This is a genomic window from Phyllobacterium sp. P30BS-XVII, from assembly GCF_014138335.1.
Classification (GTDB): Bacteria; Pseudomonadota; Alphaproteobacteria; order Rhizobiales; family Rhizobiaceae; genus Phyllobacterium; species Phyllobacterium meliloti.
The window spans coordinates 206022-219655 of record NZ_JACGXO010000008.1 but is presented as its reverse complement, the minus strand read 5'-3'; the positions used below and the strand labels follow the sequence as shown (position 1 = coordinate 219655).

The window sequence follows — 13634 nt, the reverse complement described above, 5'->3', positions numbered from 1 at the left end:
GTCGAATCAGATCAACCCAGCTGACAATGGTCTGATGACCGGGCTTGAACCCGCAACGCCGCCAGCCGACTACACCGCAAATTGGAAGAATATGAGCCTTCTGATCCAGCTTCGCTGGATCGCGGTCGTTGGACAAATTGTAACAATTGCCGTCGTGCATGAGTGGTTCAATATTGAACTGCCACTGCTTCCGATGTTTCTGGTTCTCGCCGGGCTCATTGGGCTCAATCTCGCCAGCATTGTCTGGCTGCGTAACGACAAGATTACCACACAGGCCTCTCTGTTTATCGTTCTTGTGTTCGACGTGGCTGCTCTCACCGCGCAGCTCTATTTGAGTGGCGGCGCAACCAATCCGTTTATTTTCCTGTATCTGTTGCAGGTGACGCTCAGTGCGGTGCTGCTGGACGCGCGACTGACTTCAGCGATCGTCGCCATAGCCTGCACAAGCTTTGCCGGCCTTACGGTATTTTACGAACCTATTATCCTGCCCGGTCAGGGCTTCGATGAGCTTTTTCGCCTCCACATTATCGGTATGCTCATCTGCTTCGTACTGGACGCCGCTCTCCTTGTCGTGTTCGTGGCGCGGATCAATCGCAATCTGCGCGAGCGTGATGCGAACCTTGCTGCCTTGAAACAGCATGCGGCAGAAGAGGATCATATTGTCCGTATGGGACTGCTTGCTTCCGGCGCTGCACATGAGCTTGGTACGCCGCTTTCTTCACTCTCGGTCATTCTTGGGGACTGGCGACGCGTTCCCGCCCTTGCCAAAAACCCCGATCTTGTGCAGGAAATCGATGAGATGCAGGCAGAGGTGCAGCGCTGTAAAGCCATTGTGACAGGGATTTTGCTCGCGGCGGGTGAAGCGCGAGGTGAAGCTCCTGCTATCACCACCGTCAATGCTTTCCTTGACGAGCTTGTCGCCGAATGGCGCGCCGCGCGGTCTGCGACAACACTTTCCTATGGGAATGCTTTTGGACTCAATCTTACAATCGTCTCGGATTCAGCCCTGAAACAGGTCATTTTCAACGTACTCGACAATGCATTCGATGCATCACCCGGCTGGGTCGGATTTCTGGCAGAGCGCGAGGGCGATATGCTGGTGCTCCGTGTCAATGATGCAGGTCCCGGTTTTCAGCCAGATATATTGGCAAAGTTTGGCAAGCCTTATCAGTCAAGCAAGGGTCGTCTCGGTGGTGGTCTCGGGTTGTTTCTTGTCGTCAATGCGGTGCGCAAACTTGGGGGCGCGGTGAATGCACGCAATCTGCCACAGGGTGGTGCTTCTGTGACATTGGAATTGCCGCTTGCGTCGCTAGCCATTGGAGTGCGTGACCATGACAAGTGAACAGTTGCTGGTTATCGTTGAGGACGACACCGCATTTGCGCGCACTCTGAAACGCTCCTTTGAGCGGCGCGAATATAGCGTCGTGTTGGCGAGCGGACTTGAGGAAGTTCAGGAGATTCTGAAGACCCAATCGCCACACTATGCAATCGTTGATCTGAAACTTGCCGGCGCTTCGGGCCTCACCTGCGTCGAGGCACTGCATGCCCATGACCCGGAAATGCTCATCGTCGTGCTGACGGGTTTCGCCAGCATTGCGACAGCCGTGGAAGCAATCAAGCTTGGTGCCTGTCACTATCTCGCCAAGCCATCCAATTCCGACGATATAGAAGCAGCATTCAGCAAGGCAGCAGGCAATGCCCAGATTGATCTGACGGCACGCCCAACATCTATCAAGACGCTGGAATGGGAACGTATCCATCAGATGTTGGTAGAAACGGACTTCAACATATCAGAGACGGCGAGACGGCTTGGCATGCATCGCCGCACCCTCGCTCGCAAGCTTGAGAAGCGCCGGGTGAATTAGCCCGGCGCATTTCTTCACTTATCGACCGGGTTGATTGCGCAGCTTTTCCGCTTCCGCATAAAAGCGCTTTTCCCATTCCTTGTGGTTATCGAGCCCTTCCCGAATGAATGGGGTGAATACGGCAAGATTCATCAGCAACCAATTGACGAAATTGGCTGGGAATCTCGTGGGCTTCACGAAATCGACGAAAAGAACAACGCGGGTTTTATCCGTATGATTCCAGGCTTCGTGCTCATAGGCATCATCGAAAATGAGCGCCTTGCCCTCCTGCCAGTGACAAATCTGGTCCTTGACGCGAATTGCCAGCCTGTCTGACTGTTCGGGTACAATCATGCCCAAATGGAGACGGAGCACACCATTATATGGCCCGCGATGCGGTGGCAGATGCTTTCCGGGTTCGAAAATCGAAAACATCGCTGTCTTCAGATTTGGAATCTTTTGGACAGCTGCCCAAGTCTTCGGGCAGGCAAGAATATTCTGTTCGGACTTCACGCCAAAACCGATCAGGAAGAATGTCTTCCAGCTCTTGTCAGTGGAGATCGTTTTAACATCGGTGGAAATGTCCTGAAACGCAGGCAATTCGCTCTGCCGAACAAGAACCTTGTCAAGTTCCGAGCGGATTTCCGGCCAGGCTTTTTCTATCTCGCTCGACCACGGAAAGGTGGCATTGTCATAAACTGGAGGATTGCCGAACTTGGCATATTTCAGATTGAGGCCCTCAGCCCAGGATACAATGCTCATAAAAAAGCGCGTGACCCGGCTGGCGCGCTCCATCGGTGCAATTCCGACCGTTTCAAAAGACTGCTTCGCATTTCCCGTCTGCAGTTTTCCTGAATCAGATTCTTTCAAAGTTCCGTCAGTCACGATTTCTATCCCAATCATTCATTGGCTTTACCCGCGCGTGCCGGACTCAATATCTTCAAAGAGCCCGGCACGCGTGTAGACTTTAGATTATACAATCTATGTGGAGTTTCTAGGGCTCGCAGCAATAATTGAGAAGCCAACTCAGCTTTTTCAGATGCTTTTTGCCGGTGTTATCCAATGAACCGCATCACTTCATCGTGTGTTTGGCAACCCTCTGAAAAGTTCTCTAAAGTCCCAGGGATTGCTGTGCCGGCTCCGTTGGCCCGACGTGGACACCTTCCAGTTCAAGCATCCGAATTTTGGATGACGAGCCACCCGGTGCGGAAAAACCGCCTACCTTGCCGCCTGCGGCCAGCACCCGGTGACATGGAATGATCAACGCGACTGGATTCTTTGCCATAGCCTGCCCAACGTCCCGCGCAGCTTCCGGTCCGGCGCCAAGCTCCTTCGCCAAACCACCATAGGTGACTGTATGGCCCCAGCCAACACGCCGGACCGCATCATAAATGCGTTTGAAGAACTCATCCTGTCCATCAAGATCCAGCTTTATGTCAGAAAAATCCGTCTCTTCGCCTTTGAAATAGCGTTTTACGGCGGCTACGGCTTCAGAAATTTCCGGCGTGGGAGTGGCAGGTTCGGCGACCGGCAAACGCCTTAACAAAAGCCGCTCGGTTGATTCAGCGCTCTTTGTCGGGAGTTGAAAACGTGTAACACCTTGACTGTTCCAGGCAATTCCGCAAAAGCCGCCCTCGGTTTCAAAAACAAGATAATTATGCACTGTCTGACCCATAACATGGCCTCCATCGTTCACTTGTTATGAACATCATGCCGACAGGCTTTTGATTCAACCCGTTTCTTGCACAATATGAAAGCTACTGACGATCCATGACAAACCTCTAATGGGCTGGTGCGCCGCTCGACTGCCCCTTCTTCGTCAAAAGCACAAAGAATGCAGCAATAATCAGCATGGCCCCGAGAACAACGAATGTATCGCTGTAACCCATGATGAGCGATTGCCTCTTGACCGTCTGCCCGAGCGCTATGATTGCCTGCTCGCGCGCTGCGACGGGATCGCTGACACCATGCGCCATGAAGTAAGCAGTCATCTGATCAAGCCTGCCACGCACCGTCTCGCTGAACAGATTGACCGAGGTGCCGATGGTGTTGGAATGAAACTGCTCCCGTTTGGTGACGATTGTTGCAAGCATTGCCGTGCCAAATGCACCGCCGAGATTCCTCAACATATTGAAGACGCCAGAAGCCGCGGCGGACTCATTGCGAGCTACACCCACCATCGCAATGGCCGTCAATGGAGCCATGACCACCGCTTGCCCGATGGCACGCACAATGTTGGGAACCCACAGCTGATCGCCGGAATAGTTGGCCGACATGTGAATGTTCATGAAGCAGCTTCCACCGAACACACACAATCCGAGAAACACGATGATCCGCGTATCAAACCTGCCCATCAGCATAGGAACAAACGGGATGATCAGAAGCTGCGGCAAACCGGTCCATGCCATGACAGAGCCGATCTGTTCGGAATTGTACCCCTGAACCTGTCCGAGATATTGCGGCAGTAGATACACTGAGCCGTAGAGGCCGAAGCCGACAAGCATATTTGCGGCAGTGCCAAGGCCGAAGTTGCGCCGTTTCAACAGACGCAAGTTTACAGCCGGGTTTTTTACCGTGAGTTCGATCCAGACAAACAGAGCCAGAAAGACAACGGCGATAATGGTGAGGCGAACGATGAACGGAGAACCCAACCAGTCGTTTTTATTGCCTTCTTCAAGGACAGTCTGAAGCGCGCCCAAACCGATGGCCATGGCCAATATACCGAACCAATCCCCTTCCTTTAGCAAGCCAAGGTTCATGGGTTGGCGCTCAAGATTAAGGTAGAGCGCAGTGACCATGAAGGCACCGGGTACGAGATTGATAAAGAAAATATACTGCCAACCATAATTCTCTGTCAGATATCCACCAATCGTCGGACCGATGGCCGGGGCAAACGTAGCCGTTATGGCAAAGAGAGCCATACCAATCGAATGCTGGTGGCGCGGCAGTTTCGTCAGGATCAGCGTGAAAGCCATGGGAATTAGCACGCCGCCCGTAAAGCCTTGAATTGCCCGCAGGATAATCATCTCTTCGAGATTGCGCGCGAAAGCACAGGCCACCGAAAACGCCAGAAACAGAAGTGCGTTGACCAGCAGAAATCGCCGGAAAGAGAACACCCGGCTGAGATAATCGGTCAGAGGGATGACAATGATTTCGCCGATGAGATAGGCCGTTGATATCCAGGCACCATTATCGACACCTGTACCAATACCGCCCTCAATATTAAGCAGTGACGCATTGGTAATCTGGATATTCAACACGGCCATGAAGGCGCCGATCAGGCCCGCAAAGACAGTAATCCATGTCTTCATGCTTGCGGGTTGTTCCAGATCGGCAGCGGGTGTGACGGCAGCGGACATTTTCTTCGTCCTATCCAGGTCTTTTAATTGCTGGCCTTGTAGCAGGCAGTCGCACCGCAATTGGCCGCGCTATCGGCATCCTTGAGATTGATAGTGGGAGTGACGGACATGCCGGGACGCAACAGGCCCGTCAGCTTGCTATCATTATCAAGCACCACCTTGACTGGGATACGCTGAACAATCTTGGTGAAGTTGCCAGTCGCATTATCGGGCGGCAGCAGGGCAAATTCCTGACCACTGGCGGGCGCAATACTGTCAACAACGCCCTTCAGCGCAACGCCGGGGAACGTATCGACAGCAATATCGACAGGCTGTCCCTTTTTCACATCCGTCAGCTGCGTTTCCTTGAAGTTCGCGATAACATAGACATTGTCGACTGGAACCACTGCCATAAGCTGCGTGCCCGACTGCACGTACTGTCCGACGCGTAGTGTACGGTTGCCGACAACCCCATCAACGGGTGAAACAATCGTGGTGTAGCTCAGATTAAGCTCAGCTTGATCCTGTACTGCCTTGTCATGAGCGAGTGCGGCATTGGCTTTCGCCAGTTGCGCTTGCAACACGCCGATCTGCTTTTGCGCCGAGATAACAGCTCCCTCGTCGCGCTGCAGGGTTGCCTTGGCAATATCAAGTTTGGACACCGCCTGCTGCGCGTTCTGCACACTGCCAGCGCCTTGCGTTGCAAGGGCGCCGTAGCGATCATTGTCCTGCTGGGCGAACTTCAGGCTAGCCTCATCAACAGACACCGTGGACTGCGCCTGCGCAATCGCTGCCTGCTGCTGATCAATACTTGCCATGGTATTTTCTATATCGGCCTGTGCGGCAGCGACATCAGCCTTGGCCTGATCAAGCGCAACGACATAATCACGATCGTCAATCTTCGCCAAAGGCTCATTGGCATGAACCGGCTGGTTGTCTGCGACGAGCACCTCACGCAGATAACCCGAGACTTTCGGCGCAACAATCGTGGAATCGGCCTTTACATAGGCATCATCGGTTGATTCCTGAAACCGGCCGACTGTCCAGTAATGCCAGCCGAACTCAGCAGCCAACCCAACAACAACCACGGCAGCGCCAATCAAAAGCAGGCGGCGAACATTTCGTGGACGCGGCTTCGGCGGCTCCGTAACGGTTCCCTGTGGTGCCGGCATTGCCTCATCAGCACTCAGTGTCTTTTCAATCTTCAGCTCGAGTGGTTGCGTGTTTTTGGTCATAGCGAATGCCCTAGGTTGAGAAACTAGATCGGCACGGGTTGGGGGAACTCGGGTCGGGGGAGATAAATAAGGAACTAATCAGTTCCCTAATTATGTCTGGACAATTCCGATTGCAAGACAGAAAATGCACAAGCAACTATTTTTGAAGACCGAAAGCAGAACACTGGTGACAAACCTGACAGGTACTCTTGAAATCGACCCTGATGATCCCGGCGAAAACGCGGAAGAGATCAAACGTCCACGAGGGCGGCCTCAGAATCGATCCGATGCGGAAACCAAACATCTGATCCTGCAGGTCGCAACGCAGGTCCTATTAAAGAACGGCTATACGGCAACCCGAATGGAAACGGTCGCGCGCGAAGCTGGCGTCGCCAAACGAACGATCTATCGATTCTGGACAACGAAATCCGATCTACTGGCTGCAATTACTGCGGAACGAGGGGAAGAAATCGTCGCGAAGGTGGATAAATTCCTTCAGACAATTCATCCGGAATCCCTTGATAAGCTGGGGCTGAAAAGCGCGCTCGAACATATATTGAGCGAGTTTGCCCATATCATCCTGTCGGATCAAACCGTGGCGTTCTATCGTCTGGTGACTGCGGAAGCCTTGAATTTTCCGGAGGTGGCTACTGCTTTTTATCGGGAGGGACCGTCAAGAAGTTCTGCAATGGTTGCCCGTTTTCTGGAACAGCAGCAAAAACGTGGACTGATCAAGCTTGAAGACACAAAGGTTGCAGCTTCCATGTTGTTGAGCATGGTGACGGCAGAACCGTTTCGCATGGCAACACTGGGTCTGGCAGGTGTTCCGGAAGACCGGGAAATTGAGGCACGCGTTGCCATGGCTGCAACACTGTTTCTGGAAGGATGCAGTACGAATCCTGCCAAATAGCTTATCCTTCCAGCAATCCCAAATGGCTCGCAAGCTCGCGCGCCGCAGCCCCGCCCGCGCGGTTAGCGCCTATTGTAGAGGCGGAAGGTCCATATCCAACCAGATGAATGCGTGGATCTTTCGCTACCTGCGTTGCCAGCCTGCCAGCCATGACGATGCCGCCATTCTCCTCACGGATTTGCAGTGGAGCAAGATGGTCCAGAGAACTGCGGAATCCGGTACACCAAAGAATGACGTCCGCCCTCTGTTCTGTACCATCGGCCCAACGGACGCCATTTTCGGTAATATCCGTGAACATGGGCAACCGATTGAGCACACCGCGTGCTTGGGCGGCCCGCAAGGCTGGCGTCCATGGAATGCCGGTTACTGAAACAACGGAACCTGGCACCAATCCGCGCCTAACCCTGTCCTCCACTATGGCAACAGCCGCCCGCCCATCCTCGGACGTGAATGGCTGATCGCGAAACTGCGGCTCCTGCCTTGTCACCCAGGTTGTCGACGTGATACGCGAAATCTCGTCCAGTAATTGCAATGCGGAAATACCCCCGCCGACAACAATGACGTGCTTTCCGGCAAACTCATCGGCTGTCTTATAGTCATGGGTATGAAGCTGGCGGCCCTTGAAACTTTCGGCGCATGGATAGGCTGGGATATAGGGTGTTTCCCACGTCCCTGTCGCATTGATGATGCCCCGGGCGGAAAAACCTCCCTGCTCCGTTTCGACGCGAAAGCGGCCAGCCCTTTCGCAGACCACGGTAACTGTCTGCGGCCTGATCACCGGCAGTTCAAACTTCTGCTCATAGGCAGCATAATATTGCGGCACGGCCACCGACGCCTTTACCTCGTCGCCGACATCCACCGCGTCGGAAAACCGTAAACCGGGCAGATCATGAACGCGGTTGACAGTCGTCAAAGTCAGGGATGGCCAGCGATATTGCCATGCCCCGCCAGCGCCGGGTGACTTGTCCAGAACAAGATAATTCTTCCATGATTTGAGACCAAGTTGCTGTAGATGGTATGCTGAGGAAAGCCCTGCCTGTCCGGCACCAATGACGACTATATCCGCCTTCAGCAAAGTGCGGACGTCGTTCCGCTCTGACGCGTTGTCTGTTTTTCGCTCAGTTTGGGGAAGAATTGTTTCTGAAGACATACCCAATCATAAGTTTGATCCGGATGAATTCAAGTGCTCCGCCCTCAATTGTCACCCTTATCCGTTCGGGCTTCAATGGCGCGAACAACGGCGGCCATATCCTCCTGACCATGCCCGAGAGCCACGGTCTCACCATAAAGCGAATAACAAATATCCAGCAAGGGTGAAGCAAGGTTCGACTGTCTCGCTGCCGCTGCAATCAGCCGATTGTTCTTCAAAACATCGCTGATCGAAGTTAACGCCGCAAAATCCCCATCAACCAGCTTATGGGCGCGGAGGCGCGATACGCTGCTTGCCATCGGCCCTGCGTCGAGCACAGCGAGAAATTGTTGCAGATCAAGCTGATGACGCTCGGCAAAATGAAACGATTCGGCGAGGCCTGTGACCATGGTAATCAGGAAAAGATTGATCGACAGCTTCATCAAAAGGGCGGAGGGAACCTTACCGCACTCCACCACCTGATGGCACATGGGTTGCATCAATGGCCGCACTTCATCGACGCTCGCCGGATCGCCAGCCAGCATTGCCACGAGTAAGCCAGCCTCGGCTGGTTTGCGGGACCCTGAAACAGGCGCCTCAACATAACTTCCCCCCGCCGCCCGGATATCAGCTTCAAGCCCGCGCGAATATTCAGCCGAATTCGTACCCATACTGACGATGATGCGCTGCGCAACATTGACTACGAAATCCGGTGTACCTCGCCCTAGCACCAGATCGGTGGCGTTGCTATCAACCATCATGAGAATGACAATGCGCGCCTGACGAAACACCTCTGCCGGGCTATCAGCCACGCGCGCGCCGGCTGCGCGTAAAGGTTCAATTTTGCCGGAAGAGCGATTCCACACGACAAGCGATGTCCCAGCTCTGACCAGATTGAGCGCCATAGGCTGGCCCATCAGACCAAGACCGATAAAACCAACATCCATTTAAATCTCCCGCACGAACACCGAATTTTTCTTCGTACGCTAGCAATCGATCATACATTCGACTATCAAATAGATATGAAGTGATACTTCTGGAAAACATAAGTATGAACACAGCTCTCGATATGGATGCCCTGCGAACAATGGTTGTCGGCACGGATATGAAGAGCTTTGCCCGCGCTGCATCTCAGCTCGGCCGTTCGCAGTCGGCCATCAGCATGCAACTGAAGAAGCTTGAGCAGCAGACGGGGCAAACCTTGTTTCGTCGCAGTGGTCGCGGCCTTGTTCTGACTGAAGCTGGTGAATCCCTCCTTGCTTATGCCCGGCGGATCATTGCGCTGAACGATGAAGCCACCGCATCTCTTGGCACAATGGCCGCGTCAGCGGCGGTGCGCATCGGATTGCCCCAGGATTTCTTTGACGACGTGATGCCCGAAACCATCACCCGTTTTGCCCTTCTCAGACCGAATGTTCATGTGGAGGTAGCGGCTGGCCGCAATTATGCACTTGAGGAAGAGGTTCGCACAGGTCGGCTTGATGTAGCCCTTGCGTTCTTTCCTGCGGGCTCGGATACGCATGGAACATTGATAGCCTCGCAACAAATATTGTGGTTCGCCAACGAGCGTTTAACCAAGCCGCTGAATGGGGATTCGCTTGCGCTCGTCCTGAATGACCATCCGTGCCTCTTCAGGCAAACGGCTTTGCAGACACTTGAGAGCAAAGGGTTGCGTTGGCGTTTATCCCTGACAACGCCAAGTCTGCCGGGCATATGGGCCGCAGTTCGCTCGGGACATGGTCTTTCGCCCCGAACGGCACATGGGGTTCCGGCGGGTATACGCGACATAGGCAAAGAGTTTGATCTGCCTGAACTTCCCCGGATTGAGTTGCGGATGCTGACTGCCAGCAACCTTTCTCCCGCCGCAGTGGATTTGCAGAAGATCTTGAGCGAGGTATCTGCCGAAAAGGTTTAAAGCGGACAACGCGCTATTTGGGGGCCGACAAGTGCTCAACCAGTTCCTGCGCGTGGGGATGCAAATCATCAAATCTGCGCGCACAAATTGCGAGATGCCGGGTGGCCCATCTGTCAGTCAAACGGATCGAATGAATTGTCATTGAGCGGCGATATCTTTTAGCCGCTGTTTCCGGAACAATTCCCACACCGACGCCGTGCGCAACCATGCGGCAGATGCTTTCAAAAGTCCGCATGCGAATGCGGAAAGAGAGGGAATGTCCGGCGCGCGCCGCATGATCCCCCAGATAATCCTGCAGAGGACTACCCGCACTTAGCCCGACAAATTCCTGCCCGGCCACATCCTGAAACGCGATATGGCGAAGGTCAGCCCATTTGCTTGACCGGGCAACAACCAAAACAAGTCGGTCAATAGCAAAGGGTCGCAGTTCGAGCTTTCCGGGGTCAACCGCATTGGTGATAATGCCGACATCGGCTGAACCACCAGCCACGGCCTTGACGATTTCCGTGCTGAGACGTTCCTTCAGATCAATATCGACATTCGGTCGGCCCGCGAGAAAGATCGCAAGTTTCTCCGGCAGGAATTCCGTCATTGCAGCCGTATTCGCCAGCAAGCGAATATGGCTTTTCAATCCCTTTGAAAATTCGCCCAGTTCCCCGCGCATCTGCTCGATCTGTTGCAGGACAATGCGGGCATGATGAGCAACCGCATCACCCGCTGGCGTTGGTTCAACACCGCGTCTGCCCCGTTCAAGCAAGGGAAGACCGATCACCTCTTCCATGCCGCGCAGACGTGCGCTAGCGGATGGAAGTGTCATGTTGGCTTGCGCGGCACCATGGGTGATGCTTCCAGCTTCGACAACCAGAAGAAAGAGGCGCAAATCTGTGAGGTCAAAGCGCATATATTGCTAGTAGCATTCAATCTGCCTTCGTCATAGCCTTAGGCAGAGTATGTTTCTTCCGCATTGTGAAAGGCGCGTCGGCAGGCAATGTAGGAGCATGTTTGATTTGCCCCTCGCCTCCCTTCTCATCATTGCTTTCACATTCTTTCTTGCCGGAATCGTCAAGGGCGTCACCGGCATGGGCTTACCGACTGTTGCCATGGGTATTCTCGGCACGATCATGCCACCGGCCGGTGCCGCCGCCCTTCTCCTCGTGCCATCCTTCGTGACCAACATGCTGCAATTACTGTCCGGACCAAGCTTTGCCGCTCTCGCATTGCGTTTATGGGCAATGATGCTTGCCATTTTATTGGGTACCATCGCCGGGTCCTGGCTCATGGCCAATGATACCGCAGGCTGGACCACAATGGGTTTAGGCGCTGCGCTGATGATCTATGCCGGCTATAGTCTTATGGCGCGGCAACTATCGGTCCCGCGAAATCTGGAGCCCCTCCTGTCACCGCTCATCGGCGTCATCACGGGTGTTGTAACCGGCGCAACAGGTGTGTTTGTCATTCCCGCCGTCCCCTACCTGCAATCGCTCGGTTTAACCAAGGATGATTTGATACAGGCTCTTGGACTATCCTTTACAGTTTCAACCATAGCCCTTGGCGTCGGATTGACATCAGGCGGAGCCTTGCAGCTCGACAGTTTGAGCACATCAACGCTTGCTCTGGCACCGGCACTATTGGGTATGTGGTGTGGCCAGAAGGTCCGCAATGCAATCAGCCCGACAACATTTCGTCGCTGGTTCCTGATGTGCCTCCTGCTGCTGGGGCTGGAACTGGTCCTAAAACAGCTATTCTGACATCCACCAATTGCTCATTTTTCTTGCACTTCTCTGAGAGCCGCTTAGTTTCGACCGCCAGTTGAAACAAGAGGAATGATCTATGTCGAAACTTTATGTTCGCAGCTTCTCTTTGTCCTTGGACGGTTATGGCGCAGGCCCTGATCAAAGCTTAGATAATCCACTTGGCGTGAACGGAATGTCCCTGCACCAGTGGGCCTTTACCACACGCACGTTCCAGAAGATGTTTGGTCAGGACGGCGGCGTAACTGGGGTCGATGATGACTTCGCAAAACTCGGCTTCGACAACATCGGAGCGTGGATTCTTGGACGCAACATGTTCGGTCCGGTGAGAGGCCCCTGGCTCGATGATAGCTGGAAAGGATGGTGGGGTGATAACCCGTCCTACCACACTCCCGTTTTCGTTCTGACGCATTATGAGCGCCCGTCGATCGTGATGGAAGGTGGAACGACATTTCATTTTGTGACGGATGGTATCGAAAGCGCGCTGACACAGGCCAAGGCCGCGGCTGGCGGAAAGGATGTGCGGGTTGGCGGTGGCGTTGATACGGTCAAACAATACCTGCGGGCGCGGCTTATCGACGAGTTGCATCTCGCCGTATCACCGGTATTTCTCGGCCAGGGTGAAAACCTGTTCTCCGACATCGACCTTCGCAGCCTCGGATACGTTTTTGGCCGCAGCGTAGCCACTCCCAATGCTACCCATCTGTTTATTACCAAGGAAAGTTAGGGCAGAAAAAACCCGTGCTGGGCTCACAGCACGGGCTCGATTAACGCATTCAATGATCTGGCCAGATTACTCTTCGCGCTGACCTGTCAGCTGGAGCAGCAACTGGAAGATATTGACAAAGTTCAGATAGAGCGAGAAAGCGCCAAAAACAGCAAGCTTCTGCTGCGATTCAGAATCGAAGCTTTCCGCATACTGTTCCTTGATCGACTGTGTGTCCCAGGCAGTCAAACCGATGAATACCAGCACGCCGGCAACCGATACCACGAACTGCAGCATTGATGAACCAAGGAAAAGGTTGACGACACTGGCAACAACAACACCGATCAGGCCCATCATCAGGAATGCACTGAACTGAGAAAGATCACGTTTGGTTGTGTAACCATAGAGGCTGGTTGCACCAAACATGGTTGCTGCAATGAAGAATGTACGGGCGATGCTGGTTCCGGTGAAAACGAGGAACACTGACGCCAGCGACAATCCCATCACCGCACAGAACGCCCAGAACATGGCCTGCGCCGATGACGCGGACATGGACTGCATCTTGAACGAGAAGAACATGACAAATGCCAGCGGTGCCAGCATCACAACCCATTTCAGGGGTGACGAAAAGATGGGCACATAAAGAGCTGGCGTTGACGCAACAACAAACGCAACAACACCGGTCAGGACAAGACCAAGACCCATATAATTGTAGATGCGCAGCATATGCTGGCGCAGCCCTTCATCGAAGGCCGCAGATGACTGGCCGCGAGCCGTGTCCATCCCATAGCGAAGAGGGGTATTCATAAACGTGGTTCCTTTCGGTT

General features: G+C 53.8%; 14 protein-coding genes. 6 read left to right on the top strand and 8 right to left on the bottom strand.

Translation table 11 applies throughout. The features are described from left to right. Nucleotides 1–34 precede the first annotated feature (34 nt). Together FHW17_RS20875 and FHW17_RS20870 are read left to right on the top strand one after the other, a co-directional pair. On the top strand, nucleotides 35–1342 hold the full coding sequence (locus FHW17_RS20875) for an ATP-binding protein (protein WP_246706966.1): 1308 nt from the start codon (nucleotides 35–37) through the stop codon (nucleotides 1340–1342). Beyond that, nucleotides 1332–1865, top strand: a complete 534-nt coding sequence (locus tag FHW17_RS20870; RefSeq protein ID WP_182510727.1) for a response regulator transcription factor — start codon at nucleotides 1332–1334, stop codon at nucleotides 1863–1865. The genes FHW17_RS20875 and FHW17_RS20870 overlap by 11 nt, the downstream gene beginning before the upstream one ends. An 18-nt stretch (nucleotides 1866–1883) precedes the next feature. Here the strand turns inward: FHW17_RS20870 and FHW17_RS20865 are convergent, their stop codons facing one another. From FHW17_RS20865 to FHW17_RS20850, 4 genes are all read right to left on the bottom strand, one after another. Beyond that, nucleotides 1884–2729 carry an aspartyl/asparaginyl beta-hydroxylase domain-containing protein gene (locus FHW17_RS20865; RefSeq protein WP_244518364.1) on the bottom strand — a complete coding sequence of 282 codons (846 nt, stop codon included), beginning with the start codon at nucleotides 2727–2729 and terminating at the stop codon, nucleotides 1884–1886. A 226-nt stretch (nucleotides 2730–2955) separates the two neighbouring features. Further along, nucleotides 2956–3519, bottom strand: coding sequence for a methylated-DNA--[protein]-cysteine S-methyltransferase (locus tag FHW17_RS20860; RefSeq protein ID WP_112522328.1), 564 nt, complete (start codon nucleotides 3517–3519; stop codon nucleotides 2956–2958). A 106-nt stretch (nucleotides 3520–3625) separates the two neighbouring features. Continuing rightward, entirely contained in the window at nucleotides 3626–5155 is a 1530-nt protein-coding gene (locus tag FHW17_RS20855) for a DHA2 family efflux MFS transporter permease subunit (RefSeq protein ID WP_246706964.1), read from the bottom strand. Nucleotides 5156–5226: 71 nt separating this feature from the next. Beyond that, nucleotides 5227–6417 carry an HlyD family secretion protein gene (locus tag FHW17_RS20850; RefSeq protein ID WP_112522326.1) on the bottom strand — a complete coding sequence of 397 codons (1191 nt, stop codon included), beginning with the start codon at nucleotides 6415–6417 and terminating at the stop codon, nucleotides 5227–5229. A 166-nt stretch (nucleotides 6418–6583) separates the two neighbouring features. Here FHW17_RS20850 and FHW17_RS20845 point away from each other — a divergent pair, with 166 nt between their 5' ends. Further along, nucleotides 6584–7306, top strand: a complete 723-nt coding sequence (locus tag FHW17_RS20845; protein ID WP_162700400.1) for a TetR/AcrR family transcriptional regulator — start codon at nucleotides 6584–6586, stop codon at nucleotides 7304–7306. 1 nt (nucleotide 7307) lies between these two features. Here the strand turns inward: FHW17_RS20845 and FHW17_RS20840 are convergent, their stop codons facing one another. Both FHW17_RS20840 and FHW17_RS20835 read right to left on the bottom strand, forming a co-directional pair. Next, nucleotides 7308–8456 (bottom strand): NAD(P)-binding domain-containing protein, encoded by a 1149-nt coding sequence (locus tag FHW17_RS20840; RefSeq protein ID WP_182510726.1) that lies wholly within the window; start codon nucleotides 8454–8456, stop codon nucleotides 7308–7310. A gap of 44 nt (nucleotides 8457–8500) precedes the next feature. Next, the gene (locus tag FHW17_RS20835) at nucleotides 8501–9382 is read right to left on the bottom strand and encodes an NAD(P)-dependent oxidoreductase (RefSeq protein WP_112522323.1); all 882 of its coding nucleotides are present in this window, start codon (nucleotides 9380–9382) and stop codon (nucleotides 8501–8503) included. Nucleotides 9383–9486: 104 nt separating this feature from the next. Between FHW17_RS20835 and FHW17_RS20830 the strand changes: the two genes are divergently transcribed. Continuing rightward, nucleotides 9487–10350 carry a LysR family transcriptional regulator gene (locus FHW17_RS20830; RefSeq protein WP_112522322.1) on the top strand — a complete coding sequence of 288 codons (864 nt, stop codon included), beginning with the start codon at nucleotides 9487–9489 and terminating at the stop codon, nucleotides 10348–10350. Between the two features lie 13 nt (nucleotides 10351–10363). On the opposite strand, the gene FHW17_RS20825 is transcribed toward FHW17_RS20830, so the two are convergent. Then, nucleotides 10364–11251 (bottom strand): LysR family transcriptional regulator, encoded by an 888-nt coding sequence (locus tag FHW17_RS20825; RefSeq protein ID WP_112522321.1) that lies wholly within the window; start codon nucleotides 11249–11251, stop codon nucleotides 10364–10366. 97 nt (nucleotides 11252–11348) lie between these two features. Here FHW17_RS20825 and FHW17_RS20820 point away from each other — a divergent pair, with 97 nt between their 5' ends. Beyond that, on the top strand, nucleotides 11349–12098 hold the full coding sequence (locus FHW17_RS20820; RefSeq protein ID WP_210275979.1) for a sulfite exporter TauE/SafE family protein: 750 nt from the start codon (nucleotides 11349–11351) through the stop codon (nucleotides 12096–12098). 82 nt (nucleotides 12099–12180) lie between these two features. Next, nucleotides 12181–12828, top strand: a complete 648-nt coding sequence (locus FHW17_RS20815) for a dihydrofolate reductase family protein (RefSeq protein ID WP_113094715.1) — start codon at nucleotides 12181–12183, stop codon at nucleotides 12826–12828. A gap of 66 nt (nucleotides 12829–12894) precedes the next feature. Here the strand turns inward: FHW17_RS20815 and FHW17_RS20810 are convergent, their stop codons facing one another. Beyond that, the gene (locus FHW17_RS20810; RefSeq protein WP_112522318.1) at nucleotides 12895–13614 is read right to left on the bottom strand and encodes a Bax inhibitor-1/YccA family protein; all 720 of its coding nucleotides are present in this window, start codon (nucleotides 13612–13614) and stop codon (nucleotides 12895–12897) included. Nucleotides 13615–13634 lie beyond the last annotated feature (20 nt).